23 protein-coding genes and 1 tRNA gene are annotated in these 18554 nt (G+C 56.5%); 15 read left to right on the top strand and 9 right to left on the bottom strand.

Annotation, left to right across the window (positions count from 1 at the left end):
* The first annotated feature begins 191 nt into the window (after positions 1-191).
* The gene (locus KJA79_RS01560) at positions 192-818 is read left to right on the top strand and encodes a class II aldolase/adducin family protein (RefSeq protein WP_213040241.1); all 627 of its coding nucleotides are present in this window, start codon (positions 192-194) and stop codon (positions 816-818) included.
* Positions 819-934: 116 nt separating this feature from the next.
* Here KJA79_RS01560 and KJA79_RS01555 read toward each other — a convergent pair.
* The 9 genes from KJA79_RS01555 to KJA79_RS01515 form a co-directional block, all read right to left on the bottom strand.
* Positions 935-1010 (bottom strand) — tRNA-Asn (locus KJA79_RS01555).
* 63 nt (positions 1011-1073) lie between these two features.
* A complete protein-coding gene (locus KJA79_RS01550) occupies positions 1074-1343 on the bottom strand; it encodes a hypothetical protein (RefSeq protein WP_213040240.1) in 270 nt (89 codons plus the stop codon).
* Positions 1344-1427: 84 nt separating this feature from the next.
* Positions 1428-1706, bottom strand: coding sequence for a pyruvate ferredoxin oxidoreductase (locus tag KJA79_RS01545; RefSeq protein ID WP_213040239.1), 279 nt, complete (start codon positions 1704-1706; stop codon positions 1428-1430).
* Between the two features lie 24 nt (positions 1707-1730).
* Positions 1731-2438: a 2-oxoacid:ferredoxin oxidoreductase subunit gamma family protein gene (locus KJA79_RS01540; protein WP_213040238.1), complete on the bottom strand. Its 708-nt coding sequence runs from the start codon at positions 2436-2438 to the stop codon at positions 1731-1733.
* 17 nt (positions 2439-2455) lie between these two features.
* Positions 2456-3358: a thiamine pyrophosphate-dependent enzyme gene (locus KJA79_RS01535; RefSeq protein ID WP_213040237.1), complete on the bottom strand. Its 903-nt coding sequence runs from the start codon at positions 3356-3358 to the stop codon at positions 2456-2458.
* Between the two features lie 71 nt (positions 3359-3429).
* Entirely contained in the window at positions 3430-4641 is a 1212-nt protein-coding gene (locus KJA79_RS01530; RefSeq protein ID WP_213040236.1) for a transketolase C-terminal domain-containing protein, read from the bottom strand.
* A gap of 41 nt (positions 4642-4682) precedes the next feature.
* Positions 4683-5318, bottom strand: coding sequence for a carbon monoxide dehydrogenase beta subunit family protein (locus KJA79_RS01525; RefSeq protein WP_213040235.1), 636 nt, complete (start codon positions 5316-5318; stop codon positions 4683-4685).
* A 372-nt stretch (positions 5319-5690) separates the two neighbouring features.
* Positions 5691-5975 carry a YciI family protein gene (locus KJA79_RS01520; protein ID WP_213040234.1) on the bottom strand — a complete coding sequence of 95 codons (285 nt, stop codon included), beginning with the start codon at positions 5973-5975 and terminating at the stop codon, positions 5691-5693.
* A 6-nt stretch (positions 5976-5981) separates the two neighbouring features.
* Positions 5982-6410, bottom strand: coding sequence for a DUF2203 domain-containing protein (locus tag KJA79_RS01515; RefSeq protein WP_213040233.1), 429 nt, complete (start codon positions 6408-6410; stop codon positions 5982-5984).
* 488 nt (positions 6411-6898) lie between these two features.
* Here KJA79_RS01515 and rho point away from each other — a divergent pair, with 488 nt between their 5' ends.
* The 14 genes from rho to KJA79_RS01445 all read left to right on the top strand — a co-directional run bounded on the left by rho (position 6899) and on the right by KJA79_RS01445 (position 18544).
* The gene (rho, locus tag KJA79_RS01510) at positions 6899-8146 is read left to right on the top strand and encodes a transcription termination factor Rho (protein WP_213041342.1); all 1248 of its coding nucleotides are present in this window, start codon (positions 6899-6901) and stop codon (positions 8144-8146) included.
* 100 nt (positions 8147-8246) lie between these two features.
* Positions 8247-8453 (top strand): 50S ribosomal protein L31, encoded by a 207-nt coding sequence (gene rpmE / locus KJA79_RS01505; RefSeq protein WP_213040232.1) that lies wholly within the window; start codon positions 8247-8249, stop codon positions 8451-8453.
* 106 nt (positions 8454-8559) lie between these two features.
* The gene (prfA, locus tag KJA79_RS01500) at positions 8560-9630 is read left to right on the top strand and encodes a peptide chain release factor 1 (protein ID WP_343224234.1); all 1071 of its coding nucleotides are present in this window, start codon (positions 8560-8562) and stop codon (positions 9628-9630) included.
* Positions 9627-10559 (top strand): peptide chain release factor N(5)-glutamine methyltransferase, encoded by a 933-nt coding sequence (gene prmC, locus KJA79_RS01495; protein WP_213040230.1) that lies wholly within the window; start codon positions 9627-9629, stop codon positions 10557-10559. The genes prfA and prmC overlap by 4 nt, the downstream gene beginning before the upstream one ends.
* A gap of 45 nt (positions 10560-10604) precedes the next feature.
* Positions 10605-11861: a UDP-N-acetylglucosamine 1-carboxyvinyltransferase gene (gene murA, locus KJA79_RS01490; RefSeq protein ID WP_213040229.1), complete on the top strand. Its 1257-nt coding sequence runs from the start codon at positions 10605-10607 to the stop codon at positions 11859-11861.
* A 20-nt stretch (positions 11862-11881) separates the two neighbouring features.
* Positions 11882-12532: an ATP phosphoribosyltransferase gene (gene hisG / locus KJA79_RS01485; protein WP_246507354.1), complete on the top strand. Its 651-nt coding sequence runs from the start codon at positions 11882-11884 to the stop codon at positions 12530-12532.
* A gap of 86 nt (positions 12533-12618) precedes the next feature.
* Positions 12619-13902: a histidinol dehydrogenase gene (hisD, locus tag KJA79_RS01480; protein WP_213040227.1), complete on the top strand. Its 1284-nt coding sequence runs from the start codon at positions 12619-12621 to the stop codon at positions 13900-13902.
* Positions 13899-14504 (top strand): imidazoleglycerol-phosphate dehydratase HisB, encoded by a 606-nt coding sequence (hisB, locus tag KJA79_RS01475; RefSeq protein WP_213040226.1) that lies wholly within the window; start codon positions 13899-13901, stop codon positions 14502-14504. The genes hisD and hisB overlap by 4 nt, the downstream gene beginning before the upstream one ends.
* Positions 14505-14579: 75 nt before the next feature.
* Positions 14580-15188 (top strand): imidazole glycerol phosphate synthase subunit HisH, encoded by a 609-nt coding sequence (gene hisH / locus KJA79_RS01470; RefSeq protein ID WP_213040225.1) that lies wholly within the window; start codon positions 14580-14582, stop codon positions 15186-15188.
* Positions 15185-15919 carry a hypothetical protein gene (locus tag KJA79_RS01465; protein WP_213040224.1) on the top strand — a complete coding sequence of 245 codons (735 nt, stop codon included), beginning with the start codon at positions 15185-15187 and terminating at the stop codon, positions 15917-15919. Before hisH ends, KJA79_RS01465 begins: the two co-directional genes overlap by 4 nt.
* A 22-nt stretch (positions 15920-15941) precedes the next feature.
* Complete coding sequence (gene hisA / locus KJA79_RS01460) at positions 15942-16667, top strand: 1-(5-phosphoribosyl)-5-[(5-phosphoribosylamino)methylideneamino]imidazole-4-carboxamide isomerase (RefSeq protein ID WP_213040223.1); 726 nt, start codon at positions 15942-15944, stop codon at positions 16665-16667.
* Positions 16668-16738: 71 nt separating this feature from the next.
* Positions 16739-17524 (top strand): imidazole glycerol phosphate synthase subunit HisF, encoded by a 786-nt coding sequence (hisF, locus tag KJA79_RS01455; RefSeq protein ID WP_213040222.1) that lies wholly within the window; start codon positions 16739-16741, stop codon positions 17522-17524.
* Positions 17524-18207: a bifunctional phosphoribosyl-AMP cyclohydrolase/phosphoribosyl-ATP diphosphatase HisIE gene (hisIE, locus tag KJA79_RS01450; RefSeq protein ID WP_246507352.1), complete on the top strand. Its 684-nt coding sequence runs from the start codon at positions 17524-17526 to the stop codon at positions 18205-18207. The genes hisF and hisIE overlap by 1 nt, the downstream gene beginning before the upstream one ends.
* On the top strand, positions 18200-18544 hold the full coding sequence (locus KJA79_RS01445; RefSeq protein WP_213040221.1) for a histidine triad nucleotide-binding protein: 345 nt from the start codon (positions 18200-18202) through the stop codon (positions 18542-18544). Before hisIE ends, KJA79_RS01445 begins: the two co-directional genes overlap by 8 nt.
* Positions 18545-18554: the final 10 nt, after the last annotated feature.

Below are 18554 nucleotides of genomic sequence, written 5' to 3'. Positions count from 1 at the left end.
GATTACGGAACAATAAGGGGGGGCTGAATTCATACAGGGAACGCATGCCAACGCCATCATAAACAAATGCGGATGCCGCTGCCCACTGCAAATGCTTGTCTTGTGGCGCTTGCCGGGTGCCGCGGCCTCAAGGGTTTTCGGCCACTGGCCGATAACAGATGCTGGAGAGTTCGTCCTTACAGGAGGCAGGCATGCTGACGGCAATCGGCGATGTGATGCGGCGAGTGTACGAGCGAGGGTGGATTACAACCAGAGATGGGAACATCAGCATGCGAAAGCGGGATGGGAAATATCTCTATATCACGCCGTCCGGATGGCGGAAGACCATTGTCCATCCCGAGCACGTCGTGCGGTTGGAGGTGATTGCCGATCCGGCAACCGGATTGCCGGCCCCCAAAGTGCGTGAGGGGCAGCAACCTTCCGGCGAACTCTGGATGCATTGGAATCTTCAGCGGGACACTAAGAAGACGCGCACGGTTGTCCATGTTCATGCGACCCATATCGTGGCCGCCATGTATGCAGGTATTGATTTGCAACAAATGAGTGCCGAGTTTCCCGAAATCTCTCGGTACACCCGTGTCGGGCCCACGGTCCCTGCACTGCCTGCGTTGTCCCGTGATTTGGCCGATGTGACAGCAGAGTGCTTAGGACTCAGGAAAGACGGGAGCTTGGAGTTCGACATCGTGGGGCAAACGAACCATGGCGTGTGTGCCGTGGACACGGACCCCTGGGCGGCCTATGAGCATATTGAACGCCTGGACCATATCTGCGAAATCGTGCTGAAAAGTGGAGTCGCTGCGCGCTCGATTGAGCAATAGAGATCCAGGTTCAGGACAGTCCTGGAGAGGATCAAAAGCAAAGGAAAAAGGTTGGTTGCTGGTCCAGACAGGGGGCTCTCGGTATGTTGCCGAGAGCCCCCTGTGTATTTTTAGATTGGCTCCCCGGGCAGGACTCGAACCTGCGACCAGCCGGTTAACAGCCGGCTGCTCTACCAACTGAGCTACCGGGGAATGAAGACGTAGTCAATAACCGACGCATTGTAACAAAACTAAAGTGCGAAGGGGGAGACTTTTTTAGATATCGAAGTCCTCTGTTTCATCTTCGTCGGATGACGCATCAGTGTTGCCCTCCGCCAACGCAGCGAAGTGTTTGGCCCAGGTAAGGTACAGATTTCCGCTGTCACGCATCGTGTCGGCTGCCTTGAAAAGCTTGTCCGCTAATTCAGGATCTTTTCCTTCCGCATGAATGACGGCAGCGCGTCGTTCAATGACCTTGGGGTATTCGTGAAGGAGACCGGAAATGTTGCGGAGGAGTTCGTCGAGCAAATTGTCTTCCTGTTCCATTTCATCCTCTCCCGCCAGACATCTAACAAAAAACCCCACGGCGACGGCGCCATGGGGTTTGATGAAGAGCCTGTGTGGCTCGTTCTAGCCTTGGTACGCCTGCCCCAGGGCTGCAGATTCACCCTTCCGATTGATTAATTCGCCAGTAGCACTAACGGCCTGCATCACGATCGCTTCATGCTTGGCGGCGTTACACACGACGACGCATAATTCGCAGCCTTTGCATCGGTCGATGTTAACTTCTGCCACCATCTTAGAGGTGTTGAGATCCAAACAGTTAGCCTCTGGGCAGTACATGATACAGAGGCGGCACCCCTTCTTTGCGGTGCATTTTTCGTCGATCACTTGCGCAACGTTATACATGTGGCTGGATTCCTTTTCTTGCGCTCACGCTGCAACTGCGGGGTTGCCGACTTTCAGCTCAATCTTATTTTTCTCGGCCCATTCGCTTGCGATTTCATATGCACGCTTTACGGTGGCCAAGTTTTTTTGAAGCAGCATTTCTTTCTTGGCAAACTTCTTCTTGATGGCTTCATCCAGAGAGGCGGTTCCTCCGGAGGCCACGAACTTTTTCCCGAATCGCTCTTGCAGCGCACCGTCTAAGGCTTCCATGGAGACGCATTTGGTAATTCCGGCGACTGAACCAATCATAGTCATATTTGTCGACAATTCCGTTCCGGCGACCTCAATGGCGAGTTCCGTTCCGGCGATGTAGAAGACGGCGACATTTAGGTCCTTCAGCCGCTCGATATCCTCCTCAGACAGGAGATTCTGAGCGGAGTTGATGATCACGACGCCGCCTTCCTTAATGCCAGAGTAGAACGGCATGGTGTAGCTCTTCCCCATGGTGATGACCTGAGGGTGAAAGACTTCGATCACGTCCGGGAACACCAGCTCGCCGCGGTCGTAGATCCGTTCAATGCCGATGCGGCAGTAACTTTCTGCCGGAGCCATACGCTTTTCGGCTCCAAAGAAGGGATTCGAGATCGAAAATTTCCCATCCCGGTTGGCAGCCATTGCCATCACGTGGGCTGCAGTGACGGCGCCCTGGCCGCCGAGTCCGGACATACGAATATTGAGTCTCTTCTTAATCATGGACGACCTCCGATTCTTTAAGCTTTTCCAGCCAATTGCTTGGCCGCAGCCTTCCGCTCTTTGTCTTTTGCAGCCAACTCGGCCAAAAGTTGCTTGGCAGGTTCGCTGACATATTCTTTGTAAGCAAACCGTTCGGTCGGCTTTTCAGAATCGCGCATTTCTTGGAGGCCTTCCATGCTGTTCTTGCCGATTTCCAGGATGCAAGGTGTATAGAGCTGAACGTAGGTCGGACCGATTTCTCGGGCGATTAACACCGAGTTCCGAATCACTTTCTCAACGAGCGAAGGCTTGCTCACCGTGCAGTTCACGACATAGTGGCAACCCGATTCTCGTGCGATTTCCGGGAGGCGAACCTTGTCGAAAAGCTTCCCAACTGGAGCCATTTTGGCCACGAAGCCTTTCTGCATCAAACCACTTTCCTGCCCACCGGTGTTGGCGTAGAGCTCGTTGTCAAAGCAGATCGTAGTGAATTTTTCCTGGCGAAACCAGGCTTGCAAGGTCATATCAAGTCCGATGTCGACCGTTGCTCCGTCACCCGCCAGCACAACGACATCTTTAACTCGATCTGGGAAACGGACACTGAGGGCTCGTTTCAGACCGGAGGCAATCGCATTCTGGTTGCCGAAAAGAGAGTGAATGTTGTGTACGGCCACCATAGGAAACACCAAGCTAGTGCAGCCAGTGGAGCCCACCATGACCGTGTCTTCCGGATTTGGGAGGGATGCCAGGATATATCGGAAAGCCATGGATTCAGGACAGCCAGCGCACAAGGAGTGCTGTTCAATCAACTCCTTCGATGTGCCGATGTCTTTCCAGCCACGGTCTTCTTTCCCATAGGTCGCACTCTGGACTAAATCTTGGTAGTCCGATGGCATGATGTCATATAGATCCGGCGAAATTTTGATTCGCTCTTTGCTCATGTATGCCTCCTCACGGCGTGTCTATCGGGACAATTGATCGTTCAGTTCTCCGCTCTACGGGAGAAGCAATCTCAGCTACCTCTGCCAGCGAGTGACTCGGAACGCAACCCAAGGGCCGTCTTAATCTCAGATACAATGATTTCCGGTGGCATGGTCATACCGCCGCAGACGTGGGGGCCAGCGTGGACACGTTCGCTGTTGGGGATGGTTGCCTTAATTTCTTTGGCCAGCCATCCCGTCACGTTAAATTCTGGAACAAAAATGTGCTTGGCATTCTTGGTCGCTTCTCGAATCTCTTCTCCAGGCCATGGTCTGAGAGACTTAACCTTCACGAGTCCGCAGCGGACGCCCTCGTCATCCAGGAGGCGGATGGCTTCGCGTCCTTGCGACACGGCAGTGCCTGATGCAACGATCATGACTTCCGCGTCGGCGTTCTCGGTGTCGATCAAGCCGTCTAACCAATGAATCGTGTGTTTTCTTGATCGTTCCACAGCCGCCCAGACTTCTTGCTGCCAGCTGGCATGTGTGGCATAGCTAATATAGTTGCTCTTCATGACGAACGGATCCCGCATCATGCGAACTGGCGGGCATTCCATGTCCATGCAAGGGACTGGAGAACGGTAGGGGTCATACGGCGGCAGGCACATGTCGGTCGGGGTGAGGTTTACCACGTCCTTCGTGTGCGTCACAAAGAATCCGTCGCAACACAACGCGAGAGGCAGGTGCACGTCTGGCTCTTCTGAGACCATGTACCCCTTCAGGATCCAGTCGAAAAAGTCTTGAGCCGTTTCCGCATGCCAAACGAGCATACCGGTGTTGAGGAGGTATGCAATCTCTAATGTGTCTGGTTGGATCGAGAGGGGGGAGTTGATTCCACGGCAGGTGACGATCATTTGGATCGGAAGCCTGGCGCCAGCCCACATCGGAAAGTTCTCCATTGCGCGCATGGTGCCTGGACCGGCTGTCGTCGTGAATACCCTCGCTCCGCCGAACGCCGCTCCCGCACATTGAGACATCACGGCGAATTCACTCTCTCCCCGGAAATAATCCCCGATATACCCTTCGGCAAATAGTTCACCGATGAGGGCTGCCGCCTCGCTTTGCGGTGTGATGGGGTAAGCAATCATGACATCGCAGCTTGCACGACGGATTGCTTCTTTAATGACCTCGCTTCCCGTGTAGAAGGAAGGCTTGCGAGGGGCCTCATTTAGCATTTTCCAAGGATCTGTGTAAGTCTGGCCCTTTTTATTTTGTGTCCCGATGTGGGATTTCGTTTCCGCCATGGACTCGGCCTCCTTTCAATCGTTGTCAGTGCTTCAAATGGTTAGTTCGAAGCGCCGGTCTTGGCTGATGTCAGCCTTGGTTTAACGGTCCCTTTCAATTTGCGGATCCATTCGCCCAACTTCAGGATTTTTTCGACCGAGGCGTCTCTGAAGGAGAGCATCGCATCTTCATGTCCAGCTTGCGCACACATTGCGACTGTATAGCAGGAGGTACCACCACGGATAATCTTCAAGGATAAGTTTGCCTGATGGCAGTGCACGCCGATAAACATGCAGCAGTCGATCTTGTTATGCCAGATCGTCAGATTGGGATGGTTTGGGTTAATTTCGATTTCAGGGTTGATCTTGGGATATTTGGGGCGATAGTCCGGCATTGGAATCAGCATAGGCTTCTGACCAGGCTGGACGCACTCCTTTAAAGTTTCGTAAAGACTTCGAACTGCCGCGGCTTTCTTTGCGGCCTTTTCGTTCCATGCCCACAGAACCAGCGGGCCGGGGAAGATAGTCGGTACCTGTGCCATGAGAAACTGGCGTGCGGCCTCTTCGTAGGCTTTTTCTTCCGGAACGATCACGCCGTTGATATGAGCCTCACCAGGGTTGGGGAGATAAATCCCCATCGAGGCTGCGGCCGGTGGCAGGAAGTGTTCTGGGCCTGGTAACACGCGATACTGAGTCATTCGAACCTGCTCTCTTTTTGGGGTTAACAAACTTGGAGAAGGGACACCATCGGTTAAAGCGTGGGGTCAACGCACTCTATGCTTCCTTGATGTTTTTCTGCAACCCAGCAGAAGGCCCACTTTGGGGAAATTAAGGGCCAGCGCATATAAAGGCACTTAGGTCTTTTGAACTACAGTAGCCGAATCATCATAAATAGCGCTAAGTGCGCATTATAGGTGGCAATCTTTTGAGTTGTCAATCTGGCGAAGCTGCAGGTTGTGGCCTGTCCTGCCCTTGGAGATGCCTGGTTGTGACGCTTTTGGGGTGAAACGAATGACGACGGTGTGGAGCGGTGACGAGAGGAATATAGAATGTGCCGAGGAATAGATTATCTATGAGTTGGGGGGGGCGGGGAGGACCTGAAGGAAGGGATGGACTTCAACGCGCTCAAAAATTCCATGGAGCGTGTATGGATCTTCCGCTGCAAACTTCTGCGCTTCTTCGAGTGAGGAGGCTTCGATGATGATCAGGCTTCCGGTCTGGTCAGTGAATGGTCCAGCGAGTAGAACCTTCCCTTGGCGATTGAGCGGCTCTAGGTTGGCGAGGTGTGCAGGGCGATGAATTTTTCGCCTGGCCTGGCCGTCAGGCCCATCGAAGCCGAGAATTACGAATTTCATGACGAATCACTCGTCCCTTCCCGATGCGGCTGTTCCATCAAGAGGGTGGCGGTCCTTATAGCCGCAGGAGGTCTCATGCCACCACCGAATCTCGTCCTCACCAAATTTCCAACAGAGGTACACAATTCGGCCTTCACGCTTCGAGGGAAAGTCGCAGAGGCCCAGATCGACGTCCTTGACCACCACGCCAAGCTCATGAATCGCTTGCAGATTGCCGCTAATCTCATGCAAGGCCTGAATGTAAGATGAACCGACCGGACTGCCACCACCGAGCGAGGCTTTTGCGCTAGCCTTGGAGATCTCGTCTTTCGTATTCGCGATAACGGTCTTGGCGCGACGAACGGTTGTAAACCGTTGATTCAGTTGGGGGACAAGCTCGTTTGCCTCTGCCAATGTGAAAATGCGATCGGGCGTGTCGTGATCAGATTTTGCCATAAGTGTGTCCCGCGGGGATCTTTAACACAACACCCCTTGGGCCGCAACCGAGGTCCGGGGGGCAACGGTGCGGCGGTGGGGATGAGGCGAGTGTCTGATGATGGAATTTTGCTGAGGCTAAGCGAATCAAATGGGGCATTAGATGTTGACAACGTACAGGATGGACGCTACTATCAGCGTAACTTCGCGCTTTATACAAAAAGTATTACCCCAGTACATCAGCTCCCGAGACCCATCTCAACCGTAAAATATCCCTAAGGTAGTGTAGCATCGAGTGTTGAATAGCGCGGTACTTTCGTTTCTGCAAAGTCTCAATCGGAAACGCCTTCATCTAGAGCGATCCTGCCATAAACAACCAGCAGGTTGACATCCAGACGATCACTTCCGTGAATTCGTTCATGAGTACTAAATCGTATTTCTCATCATGGGGAGCTATCGGGTTGAGAGCCTGGTAGGGAAGAGGTATGACACAGGTTAAAGGGGAAGTTATGCATCTCGCGGAGCTCAAACAGAAGTCGATTGCCGACCTGAATGATGTGGCGCGAGACTTAAAGATTGAGGGGGCGGCGAACCTTCGCAAGCAGGAACTCATCTTCGCCATTTTGCAGGCGCAGACGGAGAAAAACGGAGTTGTTTTTGGTGAGGGTGTGCTGGAGACCCTCCCGGACGGGTTTGGTTTCCTCCGCGCTCCTGACTCGAACTATCTGCCAGGTCCAGACGACATTTACATTTCCCCATCGCAGATCCGGCGATTCAATCTCAGAACGGGCGATATCGTGTCTGGGCAAATCCGTCCGCCCAAAGAAAGTGAACGGTATTTCGCGTTACTGAAGGTGGAAAAGGTTAACTATGAGGATCCGGAGGTCGCGCGCGACAAGATCCTGTTCGACAACCTCACGCCCCTGTATCCCGAGGAACGGCTTAACCTCGAGTTTGATCGTGAAGAATATTGCACGCGTGTTATGGACCTTACTACCCCAATTGGGAAGGGCCAGCGGGGCTTGATTGTCGCGGCGCCAAGGACCGGAAAGACGATGCTCTTGCAGGCCATTGCCCGTGCAATTCTCAAGAATCACAAGGAAGTCACGCTCATTGTTCTGTTGATCGATGAGCGTCCGGAAGAGGTGACGGATTGGCAGCGCCAGGTGAAAGCGGAAGTGATCAGCTCGACATTCGATGAGCCGGCTCAGCGACATGCCCAGGTGGCGGAAATGGTGCTGGAAAAGGCGAAACGGCTCGTTGAGCATAAGAAGGATGTGGTGATTTTGCTCGATAGCATTACCCGACTGGCGCGGGCCTACAATACGATCGCCCCTCCCAGCGGTAAGGTGCTCTCAGGCGGTCTGGATTCCAACGCATTGCAGCGGCCGAAGCGATTCTTCGGCGCTGCCAGAAATATCGAAAATGGCGGCAGTTTGACCATCATGGCAACTGCTCTGATCGATACGGGTAGCCGCATGGACGACGTGATTTTTGAGGAGTTTAAAGGGACCGGCAATATGGAAGTGCACCTGGATCGGCGGTTGGCCGATAAGCGTCTCTTTCCGGCTATCGATATCAGCCAGTCCGGTACGCGCAAGGAAGAGTTGCTGGTCGATCGCGACCGTTTGAACAAGATGTGGATTCTGCGAAAGGTCTTGAGCCCGTTGGGAACAATGGAAGCAATGGAGTTCCTGATGGACAAGATCGGCGGGACGAAAACCAATCAGGAATTCCTTCAATCTATGAATCGGTAGGTTGCCGCTTGCCAGTGTGGGTGCCTCCAGTGTAAAGTCGTGCACCCTGGCGAGCAGGACCGGGCGAGTTCAACGAATCAAGGGTAGTAGAGGAGTAGGCATGCAAAAGGGAATTCATCCAGTCTACCGGGAAGCGACTGTGCACTGCGCTTGTGGAAACACATTCAAGACGCGATCGACCATTGGAGACATCAAAGTCGACATTTGTGCGGGATGCCATCCGTTCTTTACGGGAACGCAGAAAATCGTCGATACGGAAGGGCGTGTCGAACGGTTCAAGAAGAAGTACGCCAAAAAAGATAAGTAGGCCCAGTCAGGACATCACGGAGACCCTGCTTCCTTTTGGGGCAGGGTCTCTTGTTTTTTGGGCTGATGCGGGCTGCGGCCGGAATGAGCGACATATGGAAGACGGGTTGATCAAGAAGTGGGAGGGGATGGCGGCACGGTACCAGGAGCTGACCAATCAGCTGATGGATCCGACTGTTCTTAATCAGCCGGGCATGATTCATAAGCTCAACAAAGAGCGGACTGAATTAGAGGAACCGGCCCAGCAGTTTGTGGCCTACCGTGAGCTGAAGAAACAACTCGAGGATGTGGCCGTCATGCTTCAGGACCCTTCGACGGGCGGCGAGATGAAGCAGCTGTTTGCTGAGGAAAGTGCCCAGCTCAATCTGCAGGTGCTGGATCTTGAAACTCGTGCCAAAGAGTTTTTGACCCCGAAAGATCCGCGCGACGAGAAGAACATGTTTCTCGAAATCCGGGCGGGAACGGGCGGGGACGAAGCCGCGCTGTTCGCGGGGGATCTCTTTCGTATGTATGTCAAATACGCTGAGCGCCATCGCTTCCGCCTGGAGGTGGTCGATGCATCCGAGACCGGCATCGGCGGCTACCGGGAAGTCATCGCGCTGTTGGAGGGGAAGGGGGCGTTCGGCCGTCTCAGATACGAGAGTGGCGTACATCGAGTGCAGCGCGTCCCTACCACTGAGGCGAGCGGAAGAATTCACACGTCGACGGTCACGGTAGCGGTGATGCCCGAGGTGGACGAGGTCGACGTGCACATCGATCCGAAGGACTTGCGCATCGATACCTTTTGCTCGTCGGGCGCGGGAGGACAAAGCGTTAACACAACCTACTCGGCTGTTCGCATTACGCACATACCGACAGGCGTGGTTGTGAGTTGCCAGGATGAGCGATCGCAGCTCAAGAACCGCACCAAAGCCATGCGGACATTGCGGGCGCGGATTGTGGAAGCCGAGCGGGAAAAGCAGGACGCGGCGATTGCGCAAGACCGGAAATCTCAGGTCGGGACCGGTGATCGAAGCGAAAAAATCCGCACATACAACTTTCCGCAAAATCGTGTGACCGACCATCGTATCGGATTGACGGTTCATAAGCTTGATCAAGTGTTGGCCGGCGACCTGGAGGAGATCGTCCAGGCGTTGCGTGCGCATTATGAGCACTTGGCCAGCCTGGAGACGAAATGAACGGGGTATCACGCGGCACCGTCGCGGCTGCTATCCCAACGATTCGCATTGTGGCAAATGAGGCTGAGCGCCGGCTGGCTGCCGCCGGAATCGATCAGCCCGCGTTGGAGGCGGCCTGGTTGTTGGAGCATGCGGTAGGGGTGTCGCCGCTCATGCAGCGCGTACATGCGGATCATCAATTGACTGCTGCGGAATGCGAAGGCGTGCGGACGTTGGTCGAGCGTCGTGCCCGTCGTGAGCCGTTGCAATATGTGCTTGGTACGCAGGAGTTCTGCGGAAGAGCTTTTCAAGTGACCCCTGCGGTCCTGATCCCACGTCCGGAGAGTGCGCTGTTGGTTGCGGAAACGGTTCGTCGTTGTGCGAACCATCCGGCCGCCACGGTTGTCGACGTGGGGACCGGTTCCGGCTGCCTGGCGGTGTCCGTGGCGCTGGCCTTGCCAGAGGCGCGGGTGCTCGCGATCGATCTCTCGGCTGAAGCCTTGCTGGTTGCGCGACGCAATATGGTTCAACACGGGTGTGACGCCCGCATCGACTGCCTTCAGGGGGATCTCCTGGCACCGCTTGGTGAGGCGGAATGGCTGCAGAAGATCGATGTGATCCTGTCCAATCCTCCGTACATCGCGGACGGCGAGATTTCGACGCTACAACCCGAGGTGGGGTGCTTTGAGCCTCGATTGGCATTGGCAGGAGGTCCGGATGGTATGCAAGTGCATCGGCGCCTCCTGCAGCAGGCGCCGATCTATTTGAGATCCGGTGGCGCGCTTCTGATGGAAGTTGGACTCGGTCAGGCTGCGGCAGTCTGCCATGTCGCGGAGGAGGGTGGCTGGTTTCGCGCTGCGGCTGTCCTACCAGATGAGGCCGGAATTGCACGTGTCGTCTGTTTTGAAAAACGTGAGTCGCGAAGGGAGCCTCTCGCGGGGAGTCGTTGAGAAGGGTAGGGAGTCGACAACGACGCGCCGGACCTCTTGAAACCTATGGATCAGATTATTATTCACGGCGGACGCAGGTTGAAGGGAGACGTACGCGTCAGCGGGGCGAAAAACGCCGCCTTGCCGATTCTCGCGTCGACGATTCTCGGGGGAGGAGAGTGTGTGCTCTCGAACATGCCGAGCGTGGTGGATGTGCTCACCATGGGAAAATTGCTTCGGATGTTGGGCATAGCGGTCGTCCAGGAGGGGGAGCATACGGTTGCGCATGCCCAGACCATCGCGTCGACGGAGGCCCCCTACGATTTAGTTCGGACGATGCGTGCGTCGGTGTTAGTGTTGGGCCCGCTCGTGGCTCGAATGGGTGAAGCGAAAGTGTCGCTTCCCGGAGGTTGTGCTATCGGGTCTCGACCGGTGAATTTTCACTTGGCCGGCCTGGAAAAGATGGGCGCCTCGGTTGAGATCGAGCACGGGTACATCAAAGCGACGGCGCGTCGCTTGCGCGGAGGCCGTATTTATTTCGACATACCGAGCGTCACCGGTACTGAAAACCTCATGATGGCAGCGGTGCTGGCCGAAGGGACCACGGTGCTTGAAAATGCGGCAAAGGAACCGGAAATCACGGATCTGGCTGATTTTCTTGTAAAACGGGGCGCACGCATTGCCGGTGCGGGGACGGACATGATCACGATCGAAGGGGTGACGGAACTACACGGGGCTGATCATGACGTGATTCCCGATCGTATCGAGGCCGGGACCTATCTCGTGGCCGGCGCCATTACCGGAGGTGAGGTCTCTGTCGAACGTTGCCGCCCTGAGCATCTGGAACCGTTGTTGGTGAAATTGCGGGAAAGCGGCGCGGAGTTGGCCGAAGAGGCCGGGAGAGTCCGCCTCAAGATGAACGGGCGCTTGAAAGGAACGAATGTTCGAACCAGCCCGCATCCCGGGTTTCCCACCGATATGCAGGCACAGTTTGTCGCCCTGATGGCCGTGGCTGAAGGCACCAGCGTGGTGACGGAGACGATTTTTGAAAGCCGCTTCATGCATGTGGAGGAACTACGTCGCATGGGCGCGGATATTCGTGTGGAAGGCAACCGGGTGGTGATTACGGGCAAGGAGCGGTTGACGGGCGCGCCGGTCATGGCGTCCGATCTCCGGGCCAGTGCCGGACTGATCGTGGCTGGCCTGGCGGCCGAAGGTACGACTGAGGTGTCCCGTGTGTATCATCTCGATCGAGGCTATGAACGGCTTGAGGCAAAGTTGAACGCGTTGGGCGCACGCGTCGAGCGGAGGAAGGGGAAGTGAGCGTGAGGGCGAGGAGAGCCGTGGAGGAGCGACCGAAAGGTCTGACAATCGCGCTGTCGAAGGGGAAACTACTTGGCCCGGTGCTGGAGTTGATGAAGCAGGCTGGGTACGACAGTGCCGGTCTTTCCGCCGAGAGCCGAAAGCTGGTGTTCGACTGTTCGGCCAACGACGCCAGATTTCTCATCGTCAGGCCAACCGATGTGCCGACTTACGTCGAACATGGGGCCGCCGACGTTGGGGTGGTGGGGAAGGATGTGCTGTTGGAGCAGGGCAGCGACGTCTATGAGCCGTTGGATTTAAAGGTCGGAGCGTGTAGAATCTCCGTCGCCGCTTTGCAGGGCCAACCGTCGCCGGACCGTTGGTCGTCCAAGATTCGCGTGGCGACAAAGTATCCCAACGTCACTGAGCGCTATTTCAATCAGCGCGGCGTGCCGGTCGAGATCGTCAAATTGTATGGATCAATCGAACTGGCCCCCTTGGTCGGCTTGGCTGATCGAATCGTCGATCTGGTTGAAACGGGGAGCACCTTGAGGGCCCATGACCTTGCAGAGGTGGAGGTGATCACCCACTCCACTGCCCGCTTGATCGTCAATCGGGCCAGCCTCAAGTTGAAGCACGAACCCTTAAAGGTGTTGATCGAACGGCTGCGCGCAGCCGTGGTGTCTGAATAGTGCGCCGACCGATCCCACGCGAGTAGCCGTGGAGGTTCGAGGGAGTGCCGTTGTTACGTCTGGCGTGCGGCGGCAGGACGGAAGTTATGACCATTTTTGCGAGTACCGATCGGGGATTTGCCAACGCATTGCGGAAAATTGCGACCCGTTCGCGTTCGCAAGGGGCGAGTGTTGAAAAAAGTGTCCGTGCGATTCTCCAAGCGGTCGAGCGTGGTGGAGATCGGGCGGTCCTGCGGTATACCAAGAAGTTCGACCGGCTCGCGTTGAAGCTGGATCAGGTGCGTGTGACGTCTGAGGAAGTCAAGGAAGCGTACTATCACATTCGCAAGGATGAAGGGGACTCGCTCCGATATGCGGCGGAACGGGTACGCCAGTTTCACGAACGCCAGCGAACCAAAACCTGGATGTATCAGGAGCAGACTGCGACGCTCGGTCAGACGGTGACGCCGCTTGATGCGGTCGGCGTATACGTACCTGGCGGAAAGGCCGTCTATCCCTCGTCGGTGCTTATGTGTGCTATTCCCGCAAAGGTGGCCGGGGTACGCCGGATCGTCATGTGCACGCCAACCCCCAAGGGGGAGATCAACCCCTATTTGCTGGTTGCCGCCGACATCGCCGGCGTCGACGAAATTTATCGGGTCGGTGGGGTGCAAGCGATCGGTGCGATGGCCTTCGGCACAAAGACGATTGCCAAGGTGGATAAGATTGTGGGTCCCGGCAATATGTATGTCGCGACCGCCAAGCGGCTGCTGTATGGCACTGTGGGCATCGATATGGTGGCCGGTCCCAGTGAGCTGCTGGTCGTGGCGGATGACGACGCGAAGCCGGCGCACGTCGCGGCGGACTTACTTTGCGAGGCCGAACATGACGAGGATGCACAGGTATACCTCGTGACGACCTCGGCATCCTTGGCGAAAGAAGTCGTACGGTTGATTCAGCTGCAGCTGAAGGGGTTGCAACGGGAAAAAATCGCTGCCAAGTCGATCGCTCGACATTTTGCTGCGTTCGTGGTTCCCACCATGGGCGACGCCATCGAGGTGGCGAATCAGATCGCTCCCGAACATCTCACGTTGTCGGTCGATCGACCCTTTGACTATCTGGAACAGGTTCGCCACGCCGGAGCGCTGTTCCTGGGGCGATACACTCCACCCGCCGTGGCGGATTACGTGGCAGGCCCTAATCACGTGTTGCCGACCGGCGCGACGGCGCGTTTCTTCTCTCCGCTCTCCGTCAATGACTACGTGAAGGTCAGCAATATCGTGCATTACACAAGGGAAGAATTGACGAAAGCCAAGGATCACATCGTCCGACTGGCGCACATCGAAGGCTTCGATGCGCACGCGAAATCAGCCCTAAGCAGGTTCTCATGAAAAAGACCGGCGCTCCGAGACAAGCTGCGCTTCATCGTGCCACGAAGGAAACCGATATCCGCGTCGAGTGGGTGCTGGACGGGAGCGGGCGTGGACAGATCGACACCTCTATCCGGTTTTTCGATCACATGCTGGAGCTGTTAGCCAAGCATGGATTCTTCGATCTCACGGTTCAAGCTAAGGGTGATATCGACATCGACGAGCACCACACGGTGGAAGACGTCGGCATCACGATGGGCAAGGCGCTGCATCAGGCCTTGGGGGAGAAGGCAGGAATCAAGCGGTTCGGGTGGGCCTCAGTGCCCTTGGATGAAACACTCGCTCAGGTGACGGTGGATCTCAGTGGGCGCCCATACCTGGTGTACAACGTGAACTTGCCGGACCGGAAGATCAAAACGTTCGACCTAGGCCTGTTCGAGGACTTTTTTCAGGCGTTCGTGACCCATGGTGGGTTGAATCTTCACGTCAATCTCCAGTATGGGCGCAATCCCCATCACATCATGGAAGCCATCTTCAAAGCGCTGGCTCGGGCGTTGGATCAAGCCACCATGGTGGAAGAGCGGTTGTTGGGGACGGTCCTATCGACGAAGGGAAGCCTCTAGCTCCCGCTGGTGGGGTCGGTGTGGGCCACCATTGCGTGGTCGGCGGTCCCTCATTGCGGATCTTCGAGCGTCATCATGATTGCCATCATTGATTACGGCATGGGTAATTTGCGGAGCGTCTTCAAGGCCTTCGAAGCCGTGGGGCATCAGGCCGTGGTGACGCGTGAGCCTCGAGCCATTGCGAATGCCAGTCATGTCGTGTTGCCTGGTGTGGGAGCGTTCGGGGATTGCATGGCGAATCTCGAACGGTATGAATTAATCACCCCCATTCAGGTCGCGATCCAGTCGGGTAAACCGTTTCTGGGCATTTGCCTGGGACTCCAGCTGCTGTTCACGGAGAGCGAAGAGTTCGGAACCCACAAGGGGCTTGGCCTCATTCCCGGCCGCGTCAAAAAATTTTCGCTGGATCCCTCCCTGAAAGTTCCGCATATGGGGTGGAATGAAATTCAGGTCGTCCGGCCCGCGCCTCCATTGGTAGGTATTGCGCCAGGCAGCTACTACTACTTCGTGCACTCCTACTATGTCGAACCTGTGGATTCGACGATCATCGCAACCGTGACTGAATATGGAAAGCCGTTCGTCTCGGCGGTATGGAAAGACAACGTGGTCGCCTGCCAGTTCCATCCCGAAAAAAGCCAAGCAGTCGGCCTGCAGCTCATCAAGAATTTCGGTGCCTGGACGTGAGCGCGCGGGTGTTTCGCTGTCTGCCGGCGTTGCTGACCGCCCTACTCATCGTCGGCTGCAGCGGGACGAAGGTGACGACCAAGATTTCTGCTCAAGCAGGGAAATATCCGGTCCGTACAATCGTCCTGATTCCGTTCGATACCATCGCGACGCCTCAGATTGTTGATGCCGGCGGTCCCGCATTTTCGGTGCCTTCCGGAGCGCGACGGTCTGACATGGCGGCAAGTGGCTCACTGGCGACCGATCAATATGTCCGCCGGACGCAGGTCGTCCCACCGGCCGCCGGCGAAAAAATTACCGAGTTGTTGTGGGCGAAACTGAAGGCCAAGCCAGGCTTGCGCGTGCTCTCTCCCAACGACGCGAGGTCCGCGGCGCGAGACCTTTCCGGCGGGGCTGCGGCTGAGGCGCCCCCCGCTCATAAAATCGCTCAGCGTCTGGGGGCCGATGCGGCATTAATTGGGAAGGTGCTGGTCTATCAAGAGCGTGTGGGGAGCCGGCTGGGAGCGGATCCACCCGCCGCTGTGGGGTTCGAAGTGAAGCTGGTGGCACCAGACGGGATGGTCTTGTGGGAAGGTAATTATTACGAAAAACAGCGGCCTATGACAGAAGATTTTATCGGCTTCATTCAGCGATCCGGTGGATTTGTGACTGCGGATGAGTTGGCGGCGTATGGGGCTTCCGAATTGGCGGAGGTCTTCCCCTACGGTGGGGCGGCCGGGGGGACTCCATAGTGGATTTGTGGCAGGTGAATGCATGCGTGTGATTCCGGCGATTGATCTGAAGGACGGGCGTTGCGTGCGGTTGCGGCAGGGTGATATGGCGGCGGAAACCGTGTATTCGGAGGACGTACCTTCGGTCGCGCGACGGTGGCAGGAACAGGGGGCCGACCTCATTCATGTCGTCGATCTCAATGGCGCAGTCGATGGTGAACCGAAGAACCTGTCTCAAATCCAAGCGGTGATGAAGACGGTGAGTGTGAAGGTGCAAGTCGGAGGTGGCATCAGAACCATCGAGACGGTCAGGACATATCTTCAAGCGGGAGTGGCGCGAGTGGTGCTCGGGACGGCCGCCCTCACTGATCGAGCATTTCTCGCGCAGGCTTGTCGTGAATTTCCTCGCCGGATTCTCCTGGGACTTGATGCGCGAGACGGCAAGGTGGCGGTGAAAGGGTGGACCACGGTGTCGGAGACCAGGGCCATCGACCTACTCAAGGAGCTTGCCGCCCATGAGCTGGGTGCCGTCATCTATACGGATATTGCACGCGACGGCATGTTGAGTGGGCCGAATCTGGCGGCGCTGCGGGAGGTCGTGGAGAGTTCCTCATTGCCAGTCATTGCCTCAGGCGGCATCACGCGGGTGGAGGATTTGCAGGCGGTGCAGGCGCTTGGTCCGCGTGTCGAGGGGGCCATTGTCGGGAAAGCGCTGTATGATGGTAAGTTGGACTACGCGGCGGCGGTTGCAGCCATCCGGAATCGTTGAGGATTTTCTGTGAGGGTTGGAGAGAGAACCGGTTCGTTTCACGTTTCACGTTTCACGCGTCACACATTCATATGTTGACCAAGCGCATCATTCCATGTCTGGACGTCAAGGATGGTCGGGTCGTCAAGGGCGTGAGCTTTGTGAATTTGCGCGATGCCGGGGATCCCGTGGAGGTGGCCACCATTTACGACCGTGAAGGGGCGGACGAATTGTGCTTCCTGGATATTACGGCCTCACACGAAAATCGCAAAACTATTATTGGCGTGGTGGAGCAGACGGCTGCCCAGGTTTTCATGCCGGTCACGGTGGGCGGCGGTGTGCGCACACTGGACGACATTCGTGCATTACTCAATGCCGGGGCCGACAAAGTGAGTATCAACACCACGGCTGTTCAGCAGCCGGAATTTGTACGTGAGGCGGCGCAACGGTTCGGCACGCAGTGCATCGTGGTGGCCATCGATGCCAAACGGAATGAGTCCGGCGGACAGTGGCAGGTGTATACACATGGCGGGCGGAAGGCTACCGGGTTGGATGCAGTGGAATGGGCTCAGCGCATGGAAGGATATGGCGCCGGGGAGATTCTGCTGACCAGCATGGATCAAGACGGTCGGCAAAATGGGTACGATTTGGCGTTGACGGCCGCGGTGTCCGAGCGCCTCACGATTCCGGTGATCGCCTCGGGAGGGGTAGGAACCTTGGAGCATTTGTACGATGGGCTGGTCAAGGGAAAGGCCGATGCCGTGTTGGCTGCCTCGATATTCCACTACCGAACGCATACGATTCAGCAGGCCAAGGCCTATTTGCGGGAACGCGGCGTGCCCGTCCGGCTCGGGGTCGTCCCGCAGGAGCAGGCGTGATGACACAGGACCGTCGGGATTTGACGTTTGACAGGCAGGGGCTGCTTCCTGCCGTGATTCAAGATTGGCTGGATGGGACCGTCTTGATGGTGGGTTTCATGAACCAGCAGGCCATCACCAAGACGCTGGAGACGAGGTTTGTTCACTTTTGGAGTCGCTCACGCCAAACGTTGTGGCAGAAAGGGGAGTCGTCCGGCCATGTGCTGCGGGTGAAAGATCTCTTTGTCGATTGTGATCATGACACCATCCTTGTGAAGGTGGAACCGGTTGGGCCAACCTGTCATACCGGTGAGCGCGCCTGTTTTTTTGCCAGGATGACAGAGCAGGGGCAAGCCGGTGAGACGAAGACTCAGGATGCCGGTGGAGGGATCCTGGAGCGCATTTACCAGACTATCCTGGAGCGGAAGGCCACCCCACAGCCTGATTCATATGTCTCGAAGCTGCTGCAGGGCGGGGCTGACCGGATTTTGAAGAAAGTGGCCGAAGAGGCGGGTGAAGTGATCATCGCTGCCAAGAACGGGAAGCGAGAGGAGATCGTCTACGAAACCGCCGACCTGCTCTTTCACACGCTTCTCGTGTTGGGCTATCACGATGTGACGCTTGGCGATGTGTATCGTGAGTTAGGCTCCCGGTTCGGGAAGTCTGGGATCAGGCCGGAGCCGGGAGGGAGAGCAGGTGGATAACTGCATTTTCTGTCGCATTGTGGCCGGTACGATTCCGGCAAAGATTGTCCATCAGGATGACCAGGTGCTGGCGTTCGAAGACATCAATGCCCAGGCCCCCGTCCACATCCTGGTGATCCCCAAACGACATGTCGCGGCAGTCCAGGATTGTGCAGACGGCGATCAGGCATTGCTGGGGAAGCTCCTGTTGACCTGTGCGGAGGTGGCGCGGGCTCGGAAGCTGAACGGATCCGGCTATCGTATCGTCACTAACACGGGGGCGGACAGTGGACAGACCGTGTTTCATCTCCACCTGCATGTGCTCGGCGGAAGGCCTATGGGCTGGCCTCCGGGGTAAGCGGTTCGCC

It is taken from the genome of Nitrospira defluvii (assembly GCF_905220995.1).
In the GTDB taxonomy this organism is placed as follows: domain Bacteria; phylum Nitrospirota; class Nitrospiria; order Nitrospirales; family Nitrospiraceae; genus Nitrospira_A; species Nitrospira_A defluvii_C.
This window is presented reverse-complemented; position numbering and strand designations above follow the sequence as displayed.

What these genes read in the sequence shown, in the direction of transcription:
- KJA79_RS01560 (WP_213040241.1), top strand. Translation starts at nt 192, where the DNA reads ATGCTGACGGCAATCGGCGATGTGATGCGGCGAGTGTACGAGCGAGGG.
- KJA79_RS01550 (WP_213040240.1), bottom strand. Translation starts at nt 1,343, where the DNA reads ATGGAACAGGAAGACAATTTGCTCGACGAACTCCTCCGCAACATTTCC.
- KJA79_RS01545 (WP_213040239.1), bottom strand. Translation starts at nt 1,706, where the DNA reads ATGTATAACGTTGCGCAAGTGATCGACGAAAAATGCACCGCAAAGAAG.
- KJA79_RS01540 (WP_213040238.1), bottom strand. Translation starts at nt 2,438, where the DNA reads ATGATTAAGAAGAGACTCAATATTCGTATGTCCGGACTCGGCGGCCAG.
- KJA79_RS01535 (WP_213040237.1), bottom strand. Translation starts at nt 3,358, where the DNA reads ATGAGCAAAGAGCGAATCAAAATTTCGCCGGATCTATATGACATCATG.
- KJA79_RS01530 (WP_213040236.1), bottom strand. Translation starts at nt 4,641, where the DNA reads ATGGCGGAAACGAAATCCCACATCGGGACACAAAATAAAAAGGGCCAG.
- KJA79_RS01525 (WP_213040235.1), bottom strand. Translation starts at nt 5,318, where the DNA reads ATGACTCAGTATCGCGTGTTACCAGGCCCAGAACACTTCCTGCCACCG.
- KJA79_RS01520 (WP_213040234.1), bottom strand. Translation starts at nt 5,975, where the DNA reads ATGAAATTCGTAATTCTCGGCTTCGATGGGCCTGACGGCCAGGCCAGG.
- KJA79_RS01515 (WP_213040233.1), bottom strand. Translation starts at nt 6,410, where the DNA reads ATGGCAAAATCTGATCACGACACGCCCGATCGCATTTTCACATTGGCA.
- rho (WP_213041342.1), top strand. Translation starts at nt 6,899, where the DNA reads ATGCATCTCGCGGAGCTCAAACAGAAGTCGATTGCCGACCTGAATGAT.
- rpmE (WP_213040232.1), top strand. Translation starts at nt 8,247, where the DNA reads ATGCAAAAGGGAATTCATCCAGTCTACCGGGAAGCGACTGTGCACTGC.
- prmC (WP_213040230.1), top strand. Translation starts at nt 9,627, where the DNA reads ATGAACGGGGTATCACGCGGCACCGTCGCGGCTGCTATCCCAACGATT.
- murA (WP_213040229.1), top strand. Translation starts at nt 10,605, where the DNA reads ATGGATCAGATTATTATTCACGGCGGACGCAGGTTGAAGGGAGACGTA.
- hisD (WP_213040227.1), top strand. Translation starts at nt 12,619, where the DNA reads ATGACCATTTTTGCGAGTACCGATCGGGGATTTGCCAACGCATTGCGG.
- hisB (WP_213040226.1), top strand. Translation starts at nt 13,899, where the DNA reads ATGAAAAAGACCGGCGCTCCGAGACAAGCTGCGCTTCATCGTGCCACG.
- hisH (WP_213040225.1), top strand. Translation starts at nt 14,580, where the DNA reads ATGATTGCCATCATTGATTACGGCATGGGTAATTTGCGGAGCGTCTTC.
- hisA (WP_213040223.1), top strand. Translation starts at nt 15,942, where the DNA reads ATGCGTGTGATTCCGGCGATTGATCTGAAGGACGGGCGTTGCGTGCGG.
- hisF (WP_213040222.1), top strand. Translation starts at nt 16,739, where the DNA reads ATGTTGACCAAGCGCATCATTCCATGTCTGGACGTCAAGGATGGTCGG.
- hisIE (WP_246507352.1), top strand. Translation starts at nt 17,524, where the DNA reads ATGACACAGGACCGTCGGGATTTGACGTTTGACAGGCAGGGGCTGCTT.